Genomic DNA, 13,358 nt, shown 5'->3' with positions numbered 1-13,358 from the left:
CGTATTAGCGGCATGTGATTCTGAGATGATGATATTTAGTTATGCAAAATAATAATCAAGTATAACGAAATGCCACATGATCCAACGTCAAAACGCTTTTTCAGCGAGCTTGATCGCGAAGTATTCAAGTATCTCTCGACATATAAGACATTCAATCAAGTGGATATTATTTTCTATCGACTCGACGAATAAGCAGGAGTGCGATCAATATTGACTCGACAACATTAACCATTTTTGAGATTCGAGAGATTTGCTGTTCTGTACAATCGCACATGAGGGCAAAGTGGGTTTGCCACTTCGAAAGTATGCGTAAGAATAAAGAAAGGTGTGCGGATGGATGCGCGTAATCTGATGCAAATCATTCGAGGCGGGTTGATTCAGCAAGACCGTCTCCTCAAGCTCGATACATCGTTGGGACACGACGTTTTGCTCCCGCACCAGATGGTCGGTGATGCGCGACTGGGGCGGGACTTCGAGTTTGTCGTCGATGTCGTTTCGACGATGTCGAGCGTCGAGCTCAAGAACCTTATTGCGCAACCCACGACGCTCTGGATCCAGCAAAGCGGCGGTTCATATGCACCGCACAACGGCTATGTGCATACGGCGAGACGTCTTGGTGCAGACGGCGGGCTGACGTTTCACCAGATCACCATCGCCTCGTGGATGCACTTCCTGCGATTTCGCCGCGACCAGAAGATCTGGCAGGACAAACCGGTCGACGCGATCATCACAGAAGTATTCAACACGCATCCCCAAGCACGAGGCTTCTTCGAGTTTCATCTGTCGCGGACGCTTCCGTCACTCTCCTTCTGCCGCCAAGACGAAACTGATTGGAATTTCGTCCACCGGCTCCTTGAGTCGGAAGGCCTCTACGGCTACTGGAAGCACGACAGCGACGGCAAAGCACATCGGCTCGTCATCACCGATCGCCTGACAGCGCTCGACGAAGCGCTGCCACTCGCTTTTTCACGTGCGGGTACGACTGTCGCATCGGACGCGCTTACGCAGTGGAGCGGCATCCGCACGCTGCAGAGTACATCGTTGACCACCCGCACGTTCGACTACAAGAGCCCGGCGAGCGCGTTCAACGCGAAGGGCACGTCGTTGCCGACGATGCCGAATCAAGGCGACTTGCCAGAGCAAGCCGAGGTGTATCAGTACACCGGCGCATATACCTTTTTGGCGCAGGAGCGAGGTGACGCGCTTTCGAAAACTCGCCTCGAGGAATGGGAATCGCGTTCGAAGCGTTTTTTTGGTATTGGCGGTTGGCGAGCAGCTGACGCAGGCAAACGTTTCACATTGGGCGGACATCCCGATCACGACAGCGATTCCAGCGAGCAGCGTGAGTTCGCGGCGATCGCGGTACGCTGGATTGTGCGAAACAATCTGCCGATCTCTCAATCGTCGGCTCGGATGCCGCATAGCCTGGATCGCCTGCTCGCAGAATCAGCGGTTGCGGACCTGGACAGCGGCGCTTATGTCTCGACGGGGGCGGACGGTTCCACGGGGGCCTATCAGATTGAGATCGAAGCGCAACGTACGACGGTCCCGTTCCGGAGTCCGTTTGATCACGCTAAGCCGACCACTCATCTCGAGACTGCGGTGGTGGTTGGCCCGCAGAACGAAGAGGTTTACACCGACGAGCTGAACCGAATCAAGGTGCGCTTCATCTGGGATCGCGTCAATGACGGCAACGAAAGCGCGTCGTGCTGGGTGCGTGTGGCGCAGTCAGACGCCGGCAGTGGATACGGTGCCGTTCACCCACCGCGAGTCGGGGAAGAAGTCTTGATCGATTACGTGGGTGGAGACTGTGATCGTCCGATCGCGATTGCGCGCGTGTACAACGGTGCGACCAAACCTCAATGGCACACAAACGGCCTTCTTTCGGGCTATCGCTCGAAAGAATTTGCCGGAGCGGGATACAACCAGATGGTGATGGACGACTCGACCGGGCAAGGCCGCATGCAGTTGTTCAGCAGCCAGGGAAGTTCCTCGCTCCATCTCGGATACCTCATTCGGCAGACCGGCAATGCGCGGGGCGACTATCTGGGAAGCGGCTTCGATCTGCGCACCGACAGCTACGGCGCGGTCCGAGCGAATCGCGGACTGTACGTCACGACGCATTCGAAAGCGGTCGACAGCCAGCCGCTCGACGCGCGCGAGACACAGCAGCAACTGGTGCGAGCGGAAAGCTTGCTTGAATCGCTTTCCGACGCGAGCACCGCACACAACGCAGAGAGCTCCAAGGCTGGATACGATGCTCTGAAGCAGTTGACCGACGCGACGCAAGAGTCGGCCACGGGCTCTGGGTCAGGTGGCCGCACGGCTGGCGGAGGCACGGGTACCGCGAACGCCTTCAAGGAACCGATCATGATTTTTGGGAGCCCGTCGGGTATCGCGCTCTCGACAAACGAGACCGCCCATTTGTCGGCTGCGCAACACGTCAACATCGTCAGTGGACAAAGCACGCATCTCGCGGTCGGCCAGTCGCTGATCGCGAGTGTCGCCAACAAGCTCAGTCTCTTCGTTCAGGGCGCCGGCATGAAGTTGTTCGCCGGTCGGGGCAAGATTGAAGTGCAAGCGCATTCGGACAACATCGAGGTGATCGCGCAGAAATCGGTCAAGGTACTTTCGACAACTGCGAAGGTCGAGGTTGCGGCCGACCAGGAGATTTACCTGACCTCCGGCGGCGCCTACATCCGCATCGCGAACGGCGACATCCAGATCCACGCGCCGGGCAAGATCGATATCAAGGGCACATCGCACAGCCTGGACGGACCGACAGCGCAAGGCTACGTGCTCCCAGGGCTACCCCATGCGGGCGATGCGCCTCGATATCACGAGCAATTTCACCTGGTCGACGACGACGGTGCGACAATCCTGCCACACACACAATACGAGGTCGAAAGCGAATCCGGCAAAAAGTGGAGTGGCTTCAGCGATGCCAACGGCTTTACTCAGCACATTTATACCGATCAGCCAGAGTCTCTGTCTCTGACGGTCTACAAGGAGGTCGAAGATGACGGCGACGAAGAAGAAGCGTAAGACCGTGAAGCGTCACGTGAGACACGCGTCGACGACCGGAACCGATCAAAATTCGTTGGTGAAGGCTGTTATTCAGAACGACGCCGGTGAATGGGTACGCCCCGCGACTGGAGACAAGTTCTACATTGACGAGACCACGAAATTTCCGTCGATCACGTTCGAGTTCAAATCGGACGATCCGCCGCCCTATCAATGGAAGTGGACCATCGTATGGGATGCGCAGGTGAGCCCGCTGAACGAAAAGAAAAGCCGCGGTAAGAAGGTCCGATCGTTTTCGGAGACCGGGTCTTTTACCAGTAACGACAAGGTGTGGGATGCGACGCTGAATGACAAGATCATCGGCGGGAAGCTGTCCGTCGAAGTCAAGGCGGGGTCAACGGAGTTCCGGAGGACAGTGCTTATCCTTGGAAAGAATCCATCGAAAGACGACGTGCTTGCCTACCTCAAGCCGATTCCAAAAACGGTTGGCTTCGACCTCGTTCTCGATCAAGAGAGTCACTTCAAGAATTTCAGGAGTTCAGACAATGAACCTGTAGTCGCAGGCGACAAGGGCTTCGGGATGACTCAAATGACGAATCCTTCACCAACGTACGAACAGGTTTGGAGCTGGAAGGAAAATATCAAGGCTGGCGTTAAGTTGTGGCAGCAGAAGCAAACGGATGCAATCAATCACTTTGAAGGCGTTCCCTACACCGAGGAGCAACTTCGACGCGAGACGTTTTCCCGATGGAACGGCGGCAGCTACTACAAGGTAAATAAGGCTGCGCAGACGATCGAGCGTAACGACGTGATGTGCGATACGCAAACGGGTAACATAGGCTGGGACATGACTAACCCTTCGAACGCCGGGAAGACTGAGGCGGAGCTTCACGACCGCGACAAGGATGAGTACAAGAAAATGAAGGGTGGTCAAACCAAAGACCATCCATGGAAGTATTCCGGAATCTGCTATGTCGATCATATCTTCGGTAATTAAGTGTTGCGTCATCGCTGTTGCTGTCGCAGGTGCGACAAACGTACTCGCGGACGAACAAGCGCCAACCTCGGTTCGGCTGTTGAATGGACGTCAGTTCCAACAAGCTGAAGATGGAAAGCGGCTGATTGAAGTAGACGCCGCCCATCACCGCACAAGTACGGTGAAGTTGCCTGACGCACTTCGACGGGCCGTCGCCTCAGCATCGGGCATCGGATTTCCATCGGCGACGTCGAGGGTTGTCGACGGAAAGGAGTTCGTGCTGGTGGTCGTGAGCCAATCGTCGAGCAACAAGCCGATGGGTTTTTGCGGTGCAGGGGAGGAGAGCACGCTGTATGCGTTGCAGGTCAACGGTAACGCCGCGGCCCCGGTCTATTCGATGCCGGTGCAAAGCTGTTTGCACAGTGTGTCGCTCTATTCCGACGGGGACTATCGGTCACCGTGGCTCGCGATCGAATGGATCGAGAGCCCACTCGGATTCAAGATCACCTGGACCAATATCGACGATGCTGGAAATGCGACGCGCGAGTATCGGTACAACGGAAGCACGTTTGCGCGAAGCAAGTAGTACGCACGCATCGGAGAATTAGCAAAACTCCCATGACGTCGTCGGCAGGGGCGCCGAGCAACTCGGTCCTGTCGACGAGTTTGCAACGGATCGAGGCTAGCCTCGGCGAAGTGCTGCAGCAGATCCGCGCGCGAATCGAACCAGTGGAGCTGCTTGGCGACGCAACTATGATTTTACATAATCATAGTTATCGACAGTTTTGATTGTAGTGGCTAGATTGAAATGTCCGCTTTTGGCTACATAGAAATGTCCGCTTTCGGGCCGCGTAAGCTGTCCGGCCGCCGGGTGTCCGGCGCCGGAGGCTGCGATGGCTGTAGCGGAACGGATCACCATGACGATGCGTGAAGTCGATCGACTGAAGGTCATTGAGGCGGTAGCTGAGCATCGACTCAACGGTCCTGCCCGCCTTCCATGCCTGTAGTCTTCGCCAGAAGCTCGTCCCACTTTCGGCTGACCGGCCAACCTCACTTCGCGAGGTGCTGCACGATGAAAAGCGCTGCGCGGTCGAGCGCGTATTCGGCTTCGTCGAGCATGCCGGCAAATGCCTGGAAGACGTGAGGCACATCGGCGGTGACATCGAGAATCACGTCGACCCCGGCGTCGCGGGCACGTGCCGCGAGTCGCACGGAATCGTCGAGCAGAAGTTCGTTCGTGCCTACCTGAAGCAAGATGGGCGGAAAGCCGCTCAGGTCGGCATGCACGGCAGGTGCGAGCAAGGGACTATCCGGGTTCTGGCCCGCGAGGTACATGGCGCCGGTGTATCCCATGCTTTCGCGCGTGAAGAATGGATCGATGCCTTCCTTTGTGATCATTGTCGCTCCGGATCGAGTATGGTCCAGACCCGGAGAAAACGCGACGAGCGCGGCAGGTAGCGGCACCCCGACGTCGCGCGCGCTCAGGCTGGTCGTCACGACCAGGCCCCCGCCAGCCGAGTCGCCGGCAAACACGACGGAAGCCGGATCGACGCCATCGTTCAGCAAGCTTCGGTAAGCGGCGAGGCAATCCTCGATGCCTGCAGGAAATGGATGCTCGGGCGCAAGCCGATAGTCGATCGAGATCGACCGCACGGAAGTGCGGCGGACGAGTTCGGCGGTGAGGCTCATCGCGGTCTGTGGCGAACCGAGCGAGAACGAACCACCATGAAAATACAGGATCGTCCCCGGGCGTGCGCGGGATTTTGGCTCGACAAGGACGGCTGGGCGACCGGCAAGTTCAACGGGCACTTGAGTTACCTCGTCAGAAACCGGGAACGTGCTCATCATTCTGGCAAAACCTTCCCGCATCTGCTCAACCGGTAGCGGTTTGAAACCCTGCGGTGCCTTCCTCAACATCGCATCGATCGCGCGGCGCTGTTTTTTGCTCATTGATCATCCTTTATTGCTAGCTAAGGGTGTGTACGCGTATCCATCTGGATCCGCTTGCTGGCTCATTCACGTCCTACCGGGCAGTCGCTCCAGGAAACGCCGCGCGCATAGCAGGACAAGCATCGCGAAACGTCCGCCGTCATGCGACCGGAGCCGTTGAGTTCGTTCGGTGGCACGGGTCGAAAGCACCTCGTTCTCTTCGTCAGTGAAAGTGGTTGGAAGCGTGCCAAAGCGGCGCATCGAAAGCGCCAGAATGGATATCCGTTGGCACTCGTCATGTCGGCAAGCCGATATCGCTCCGGCCGCACAACCAGTCCATGAACCGATCTACGAATCGACGGCGCCCGCGGACGGTAACGCCTCCGCAGCGATCCGTATGCTCCCCGGCGTCCGCGAAAACCTCGTGGGAATGCCAATACCCCGAAGCCGCCCTTCAGTCGGATGGTCATACTCGTAGATCATGCCGGTCGCATTCAGATGCCTGTCGTTGATCACGTCATCGAATCTCGCAATCTCTGAATGCGGAATGTCTGCGGCCTCCAGCAATGTGAGCCATTCCGCCGTCGTACGTGTTGCGACTATTCCGGCCAATACCTCGTACAACGTGTCGATGTTCTCGCTTCGACTGATCGCATCCGAGAATTTCGGGTCGCGAGCCAGGTCAGCCCTCCCGGCAAGCGTAAAGAACCGTTGCCACTGAGCGGTTGTGTATGGGAGAAGAGCGAGATAGCCGTCGAGTGTTCGGTATGGACGGCGATGCGGAGACATGACGCGCGCATAGCCCGATTCACCTAACGGCGGAATAAACGTCCTGCCTGCAAGTTGCTCGACCGCTATAAATGACACGAGCGTCTCGAACATCGGCACCTCAATTGCTTGTCCCTCCCCGGAACGTTCCCGCTCGTAAAGCGCCATCGGAATCGCGTAGGCGATCGTGAGCCCCGCGACCTTGTCCGCGATGATCGTATTTACGTATTGCGGCGTGTCGTGATTGTTGGCGCCCTGAAACGCCGCCAATCCGCATTGCGCCTGGATGATGTCGTCGAACGCGGGCCGGCCCGCGTATGGGCCCGCTTCCGAATAACCGTAAGCTCCGCAGTAGATCAGCCGCGGGTTCGCTTGCCGAAGCGACGGATAGTCGAGGCCGAGCTGCCGCAAGGACTTTGGACGTACGTTCGACACGAACACATCGGCTGCGCCAATCAGCGCCTTGAGCGTCGCCAGATCGGCTTCCATCTTCAGATCGAGCCGGATCACGCGCTTGTTTCGGTTCAGGTTGAGGAACGCCGCTCCCATCGCAGGATGACGCGCGGGCGCTGTATGGCGGAACACGTCCCCCTCGGGCGATTCGATCTTGACGACCGTCGCCCCCATGTCGCCGAGGATCTGCGTGGCGTACGGCCCCATCCCCACCGACGTCATATCCACGATACGAACACCGGCAAGCGGCCCCGTCGCGCGCGGCCCGTCATCGTCAAACATTGTCGTCATGTTCTTTCCTTCGTTTCGTTCTGTGGATACCGTTCTAGAGCGGGAATACGCCAAGCACGACGCAGGCGACCGTCATCACGACCGTGGCCGCGAACAAAAACGGTATGGCGAACTTTTGATGCTCCGACAGCTCGATGCCCGCGAGCCCGACCAGCAGGAACGTGGCCGGCGTCAGCGGACTGACGGGAAACCCGGTGGTCATTTGCCCGAGCAACGCAGCCTGCGCGACCTGGATCGGCGCAACACCCAGCTGTTGAGCCGCATCGGCGATGACCGGCAGGATGCCGAAGTAGAACGAATCCGGGTCGAAGATCAGGCTGAGCGGCATCGATACCAGGCCCATCGCAAACGGAATGTGCCCCGCATGTCCGGCAGGAATGAACTGCACCGCGGCATTCGCCATGGCCTTGAGCATGCCCGTTCCGGTCATGATGCCCGTGAACGCGCCTGCGGCAAGCAACACGCTGGCCATCATCAGCGCCGCTTTCGCGTGCGCGTCGATGCGGCGGCGCTGCTCGTCGACGTTCGGATAGTTCAGGAACAGCGCGATGACGGTGCCGATCATGAACATCACGACCGGCTCGACCTTGCCGCTGATCATCACGGCCATGACGGCAACGGTCAGCAGCAGGTTCGGCCAGAACATTGCCGGCCGGCGCAGCGCGCGCTCTTCCTCGGTCGGCTCGCGCTTCGGCATCTCGAACGCGGTGCCGTCGAATACGAGCCCGAGCCGGCGCTCTTCCCTTTTCCCGAGCAGATAGGCGGTGGCGAACACGAAGATCAGGCCGACGCCCTGCACCACCATGATCGGGCGGAAGATCGTGGTGGCGGGAATGTGCAGCGCCACCGAAGCCCGGATCATCACGCCCGTCCAGGGCAGAAAATTGACGCCCGCTGCCAGCGCGGCCATGCAGGTCAGCAGCCGCTTTTCCATCTTCATGCGTTCGTACACGGGCAGCATCGCGGGAATCGTGATCAGAAAGCATACTGCGCCCGAGCCGTCGAGATGGATCAGCAGCGCGAGCAGCGCCGTCCCCATCAGGATGTGCGTGGGGCGCCCGCGCATCATCCGCAGAATGCGCGTGATGATGGGATCGAGCATGCCGGCGTCGGTGACGATCCCGAAGAACACGATCGCAAACACGAACATGCCGACCACCGACGACACGCTCTCGATCCCTTTCACGACGAACTTCGCGGTCTGAAAACCGAACCCGCTCACGAGCGCGGCCACGATCGGCACGGTGATCAGTGCCGCGAGCGGCGACATCCGCTTCGTCAGAATCAATGTGAACAGGGTAAGTACCGCCAATACGCCAGTCAGCGCAAGCATGGTGTCTCCTTCCTATGCGTTTTTATATCGAGCAGCCGGCGGCGAGGCCGGCGTCGTATCGAGTCGGGCAGGCAATCAGGCGCTTGCAGGGCGAATCACGCGCGCCGGATTTTCTTCGTAGGGCGGCGAGTAGATCACGAGGATTTTTGCGGGTTCGTCGCTGACGACCGTGAACACGTGCATCGAATCCGCGGGGAAGTAGCAGCAGTCGCCGGGCCCGAGCTCCGCACGCTGGCCGTCGACTTCGGCGATCGCCCGGCCTTCGAGGACATAGCAAACCTGCTCGATGCCCGGGTGCGCATGCGGCAAGGCGCCCTTGCCTTTCTCGATGGTTCCGTGCAGCACTTCGAGCTGTTTTGCGCCGACGGTGTCGGAGCCGATCAGACGCCGGTTCAACGTGCCGACGTGATTGGCGGGGTGATACCCCGGGATATCGTTCAGTCGAACAAAATATCGTTTGCCTGTCATGGTGAGACTCCTTGCGTGGCGGCCGCATCCAGGATGCGCGTCGCGAGTTTGAGATGGGGACGGTCCAGCATGCGGCCGTCGAGCGTGGCGACGCCGTCGCCGGACCGGAACGCGTCTACCACCCGCGTGGCCCATGCCCGTTCTTCCGCCGACGGCGAAAACGCCGCGTTGATCGCGGCAACCTGTGCCGGATGAATCGCCGCTTTCGCGGTAAAGCCGTCGCGCCGTGCACGGTCCGATTCCGCGCGCAACGCGTCGGCGTGATGGATTTCCGTGGGCACCGTGTCGATCGCAATAACGCCCGCGTGGGCGGCGGCGAACAGACACATCGAACGGGCGAGAGCGAATGCCGGCGTCCATTGCCCATCGACATGCGCGGCCCTGGCGCCCAGATCGGCGGATAAATCCTCCGCGCCCCACATCAAGCCGTACAAGCGCGACGACGCATCCTGGTAGCTGTTCAGGCCGAACACCGACGTCGCGGTTTCGGTGGCAATCGCAATGATTTCGGTCGTGCCCGATGTGCCTGGGTAGGCCTTCTCGAAGGCATCCAGATACAGGGCAAGCGTTCGCACGTCGCCCCCGCCGCGGCTTTTGGGCAGCACGTAGCCATCGGGACGAAACGGCATCGTCGCCGCCAGATCGTCGAGCGTCAGGCCGGTCGTCAGATCGTTGACGCGAACGAATACGCGCTTGCCGATGGCGTTTCGTGTCTCGGCGAGAAATGCCGTAAGACACGCTCTTGCGTCGGCCTTGTTGTCCGGTGCGACCGCGTCTTCGAGATCGAAGATCAACGCATCCGCCGAACTGGCGAGCGACTTCTCCAGCTTGCGGCGGCTGTCGGCGGGCACGAACATGAGGGAGCGGATCACGTCGCCCGCCGAAGCATCATGGCGGTCCGATGGCATTTGCACACGATCTCGCCCGTCTGTTTCGTGGCGATGTGTTCGAACTCGACCAGGCCCGCGTTCGGACGCGACTGGCTCGACCGCACGGCGAGCACGGTCGTGCGTGCGCGAACCGTATCGCCCTGGAAAACGGGCGCCGGAAACGTCACCTCGCGCAAACCGAGGTTGGCCACCGTCGTTCCCAAGGTCGTGTCGTTCACGGTGATGCCGACGAGCAATCCCAGCGTGAACAGGCTATTGACCAGCGGCTTGCCGAACTCCGTCTTCGATGCGAATTCGGCGTCGATGTGCAGCGGCTGGACGTTCAGCGTCAGGCAACTGAACAGCATGTTGTCCGATTCCGTGACGGTTCTGGACCATCCGTGCTCGAACGTTCTACCCACCTCGAACTCTTCGAAAAAAAGCCCCGCCATCTCGTCTCCTGCGCCGTCGTCGTGAATGTCGAGAGACATCCTGGCCAGGCAGCCAAGCGTCTCGTTAGCTGCAAGAGTGGATCAAACCGTGAAACTCGTCCAATATGTAATCAAGTCACTTTGATATAAAAAATATCTCACCATGGTCCATACTCGATTGCTGGTTCAGTTCGTCGCGGTCGCGGAAGAATTGCACTTCGGAAAGGCCGCGCTCAGGCTGCATATGGCGCAGCCGCCGCTCAGCCAGGCCATCAAGAATTTGGAGGAACTGGTCGGCGTGCCGTTGCTGAGCCGAAACAAGCATTTCGTCGCGCTGACGCCGGCGGGGGCGGTATTTCTCGAGGAGGCGCGCGAGCTGCTTGCGCGCGGGCAACGGGCGATCGATGCGGCCCGGCGCGCGGATCAAGGGGTGACGGGCACCCTGACCGTCGGCTTCGTCGGGTCCGTGAGTTACGCGCTTTTACCGCGAATCCTGCGGGACTTTCGCGTGCAGTTCCCGTCGATCCATATCGATCTGAGAGAGCTGACTTCAACCGAGCAGATCGAGAACCTCCGCGCCCAGAAAATCGATCTCGGTATCGTCCGGCTACCGCTCAACAACGCGGCCGACATGGCGTCGCGCACCATCGCGACCGAGCGATTGATCGCGGTGCTGCCGCAGGATCATCGGCTCGCCGACGCGAAAACTTTGCGGCTCAAGGATCTGGCCGACGATGCCTTCATGATTTTCCCCGGCGACAAGATCCCGAGCCTGCATGCGAAATTTCTCCTCGCCTGCGAAAAGGCGGGGTTCAGCCCGCGGATCGTTATGGAAGCGTGGCAGATGGCAAGCATGGTCAGTCTGGTGGCAACCGGGATCGGTGTCGCATTGTTGCCGGCGCAAGTGCGCAGCAGCCCGCATCCGGGCGTGGTGTACCGGGATCTGTCCGATCAATCCGAGCATTTCGAACTCAAGGTGGCGGCGGCCTGGCGGCCGGATGTCGTCTCCGGCGCCGTGCGCTCGATGCTGTCGGTGCTCGCGCAGGAGGAGCGCACTCCTGCGCGCAGTCATTCACGTCTGAATTAGTCGGATTCAATACGGCCGCCCGCTAAGAAATACTAGGGGGTGAAATGTGAGATAGATGTGATCCTGTCGCTAACGCCTCAACTCGACAGACAACACCAAAATGCCAAATCGAGTACGGTCGCGCGATGTATGAACCGAACGTCGACGCGTTCTGCGGAAACAGCAGTTCAATCAACGGGCGAGACGAGCGCGCACATCCGACGTTGCTGGACCGGTTGGTCAAGGAGATGTGAGTGCGCGGAATCAACACTGTGTCTTACCCGCCCTTCTTCATGGCGAGTCTACAACGCGCGCTTCGCGAAGCCACCGACTTGGCGCTGGATTGAAGTTGTCGCGTCCAGGTCTCGGCTCTCAAGCCCGGAAGACGTGGTGAGTGCCTGCGTCGCGACTCGCAGGTCCGCGATGAGCGTGCGACCCGTGCCCTCACCTCGTGTTGTTTGCATCAACATCGTCGACCCCGAAGGCGCAGGCCGTGGCGAACGGGACGCTGGAATATCTGCAAAACAGGAGGGACATCCCATTCGATTTCGGGACGTCACCGGTCGCGGGCAAATCCACGCTTCCGACCGGAAGTGAGTATCGGCCAGGCGGCGCTTTGCAAGGCACGACGGCGGGGCCGCCCAATTTTCAGGTCGCTCCGTCGAGGAACGATTTCGACGGCGACATCGAGATTCACATCCCGGTGTGACGCCTCTGCCGGGTGTGCGGCAGCACCTGAACCACTGAGGCGAGACGGCGGGACCCGAGCCCCGCCGTCTGATGACTGTTCCGTTTCCCTTCGGCAGGTTGACGGAACAATCAGATGCAAGACAACCGTTGCCGTGCTTGTCACACGCACAACAGCCTGAGGGAAATGGCCTTCGTCACCGCATGACGACGGCCCTTGGCATTGAGTTTCCGAACGACATTGCCGATGTGAAAATTCACGGTTCGCTCGGTGATGCCGAGAATCTCGCCGATCTCCCAGCTCGTCTTGCCTGCGGAACACCATTGCAGGCATTGCCGTTCGCGCGAACTCATGCCCGACATCCGCGTGGCGCCCTGCCCTTTGGTCTCCCGCGCGATCATGGTGACCTTTTCCTCGATATACGCGCAAAGCAGACTGAGCTTCGCGGTCTGTCCGAGGTCGTGCGCAGGGACGCCCTCGGAGCCGTCGGATGCGACGCTCAGCACGCCGATGTCACCGCGGTGGCCGCGCACCGGCAGGCTCAGGCCATGAACGAGACCGAAGCGACGCGCGTCCGCTTCGAGGCACCGCTGCTCGCCGGAGCTGTACATCGCGCGCTCCCATCGCAGCGGCAGCGAGGACGTGCGCGCGTGGGCGAGTATCGGGTCGATGTTCGCGTAGCGACGCTCCGCGTAGACATCCTGCCAGGCCGGGCAGTTCGAGATGATGTGGCTGAAGCCCGTCTCGCCGGCGGAGGCGGACGACACAACCGAATACATATAAGTTTGGTATCCGGCCTCGCGGCAGAAACTTCCCACGTGGGCCCCGAGCTCCTCCATCGTCTGCGATTGAAGGATAGGCATGAATTCGTCTACCAATTCAAACTCCGTATTGACTCTTCACTGATATCGAACGTAAGCACGCATCAAGTCGGACCTGCCACAGCACCACGACACCATCGGAAACGCCGCGCTCGCGCGCCGACAAGCGGCGACCGCGCGGGTCGATCCGTTATTTCATGGCCGGTACTCAGGGCGAGTCCGGCTTGTTCCAACGGTACGA

At 59.6% G+C, this 13,358-nt stretch carries 12 protein-coding genes; 5 read left to right on the top strand and 7 right to left on the bottom strand.

Annotation, left to right across the window (positions count from 1 at the left end; translation table 11 throughout):
* Positions 1–333: 333 nt before the first annotated feature.
* Genes AC5LXK_RS09060 through AC5LXK_RS09050 form a run of 3 tightly spaced genes read left to right on the top strand, consistent with a single transcriptional unit; the run spans position 334 to position 4,586 of the window.
* Positions 334–3,045: a type VI secretion system Vgr family protein gene (locus AC5LXK_RS09060; RefSeq protein WP_493388554.1), complete on the top strand. Its 2,712-nt coding sequence runs from the start codon at positions 334–336 to the stop codon at positions 3,043–3,045.
* Complete coding sequence (locus tag AC5LXK_RS09055; protein WP_493388553.1) at positions 3,020–4,021, top strand: hypothetical protein; 1,002 nt, start codon at positions 3,020–3,022, stop codon at positions 4,019–4,021. The genes AC5LXK_RS09060 and AC5LXK_RS09055 overlap by 26 nt, the downstream gene beginning before the upstream one ends.
* The gene (locus AC5LXK_RS09050) at positions 3,996–4,586 is read left to right on the top strand and encodes a hypothetical protein (protein WP_493388552.1); all 591 of its coding nucleotides are present in this window, start codon (positions 3,996–3,998) and stop codon (positions 4,584–4,586) included. The genes AC5LXK_RS09055 and AC5LXK_RS09050 overlap by 26 nt, the downstream gene beginning before the upstream one ends.
* A gap of 464 nt (positions 4,587–5,050) precedes the next feature.
* Here the strand turns inward: AC5LXK_RS09050 and AC5LXK_RS09045 are convergent, their stop codons facing one another.
* The 6 genes from AC5LXK_RS09045 to AC5LXK_RS09020 all read right to left on the bottom strand — a co-directional run bounded on the left by AC5LXK_RS09045 (position 5,051) and on the right by AC5LXK_RS09020 (position 10,563).
* Positions 5,051–5,950 (bottom strand): alpha/beta hydrolase, encoded by a 900-nt coding sequence (locus AC5LXK_RS09045; protein WP_493388551.1) that lies wholly within the window; start codon positions 5,948–5,950, stop codon positions 5,051–5,053.
* A gap of 327 nt (positions 5,951–6,277) precedes the next feature.
* Positions 6,278–7,441, bottom strand: coding sequence for a CaiB/BaiF CoA transferase family protein (locus AC5LXK_RS09040; RefSeq protein WP_493388550.1), 1,164 nt, complete (start codon positions 7,439–7,441; stop codon positions 6,278–6,280).
* 34 nt (positions 7,442–7,475) lie between these two features.
* On the bottom strand, positions 7,476–8,774 hold the full coding sequence (locus AC5LXK_RS09035; RefSeq protein WP_493388549.1) for a CitMHS family transporter: 1,299 nt from the start codon (positions 8,772–8,774) through the stop codon (positions 7,476–7,478).
* A gap of 75 nt (positions 8,775–8,849) precedes the next feature.
* A complete protein-coding gene (locus tag AC5LXK_RS09030) occupies positions 8,850–9,242 on the bottom strand; it encodes a cupin domain-containing protein (protein ID WP_493388548.1) in 393 nt (130 codons plus the stop codon).
* Complete coding sequence (locus tag AC5LXK_RS09025; protein WP_493388547.1) at positions 9,239–10,114, bottom strand: HpcH/HpaI aldolase/citrate lyase family protein; 876 nt, start codon at positions 10,112–10,114, stop codon at positions 9,239–9,241. Before AC5LXK_RS09025 ends, AC5LXK_RS09030 begins: the two co-directional genes overlap by 4 nt.
* Positions 10,111–10,563 (bottom strand): MaoC family dehydratase, encoded by a 453-nt coding sequence (locus AC5LXK_RS09020; protein WP_493388546.1) that lies wholly within the window; start codon positions 10,561–10,563, stop codon positions 10,111–10,113. The genes AC5LXK_RS09025 and AC5LXK_RS09020 overlap by 4 nt, the downstream gene beginning before the upstream one ends.
* Positions 10,564–10,705: 142 nt before the next feature.
* On the opposite strand from AC5LXK_RS09020, the gene AC5LXK_RS09015 reads away from it, so the two are divergent.
* A complete protein-coding gene (locus AC5LXK_RS09015) occupies positions 10,706–11,629 on the top strand; it encodes a LysR family transcriptional regulator (RefSeq protein WP_493388545.1) in 924 nt (307 codons plus the stop codon).
* A 472-nt stretch (positions 11,630–12,101) separates the two neighbouring features.
* Positions 12,102–12,317, top strand: coding sequence for a hypothetical protein (locus AC5LXK_RS09010; RefSeq protein WP_493388544.1), 216 nt, complete (start codon positions 12,102–12,104; stop codon positions 12,315–12,317).
* Between the two features lie 140 nt (positions 12,318–12,457).
* Here AC5LXK_RS09010 and AC5LXK_RS09005 read toward each other — a convergent pair whose 3' ends face one another.
* Complete coding sequence (locus AC5LXK_RS09005) at positions 12,458–13,174, bottom strand: helix-turn-helix transcriptional regulator (protein WP_493388543.1); 717 nt, start codon at positions 13,172–13,174, stop codon at positions 12,458–12,460.
* Positions 13,175–13,358: the final 184 nt, after the last annotated feature.

Source organism: Burkholderia pulmonis, from assembly GCF_984667975.1.
This window is presented reverse-complemented; position numbering and strand designations above follow the sequence as displayed.

Coding starts and splice junctions, on each gene's coding strand:
- AC5LXK_RS09060 (WP_493388554.1), top strand. CDS start 334: ATGGATGCGCGTAATCTGATGCAAATCATTCGAGGCGGGTTGATTCAG.
- AC5LXK_RS09055 (WP_493388553.1), top strand. CDS start 3,020: ATGACGGCGACGAAGAAGAAGCGTAAGACCGTGAAGCGTCACGTGAGA.
- AC5LXK_RS09050 (WP_493388552.1), top strand. CDS start 3,996: ATGTCGATCATATCTTCGGTAATTAAGTGTTGCGTCATCGCTGTTGCT.
- AC5LXK_RS09045 (WP_493388551.1), bottom strand. CDS start 5,950: ATGAGCAAAAAACAGCGCCGCGCGATCGATGCGATGTTGAGGAAGGCA.
- AC5LXK_RS09040 (WP_493388550.1), bottom strand. CDS start 7,441: ATGACGACAATGTTTGACGATGACGGGCCGCGCGCGACGGGGCCGCTT.
- AC5LXK_RS09035 (WP_493388549.1), bottom strand. CDS start 8,774: ATGCTTGCGCTGACTGGCGTATTGGCGGTACTTACCCTGTTCACATTG.
- AC5LXK_RS09030 (WP_493388548.1), bottom strand. CDS start 9,242: ATGACAGGCAAACGATATTTTGTTCGACTGAACGATATCCCGGGGTAT.
- AC5LXK_RS09020 (WP_493388546.1), bottom strand. CDS start 10,563: ATGGCGGGGCTTTTTTTCGAAGAGTTCGAGGTGGGTAGAACGTTCGAG.
- AC5LXK_RS09015 (WP_493388545.1), top strand. CDS start 10,706: ATGGTCCATACTCGATTGCTGGTTCAGTTCGTCGCGGTCGCGGAAGAA.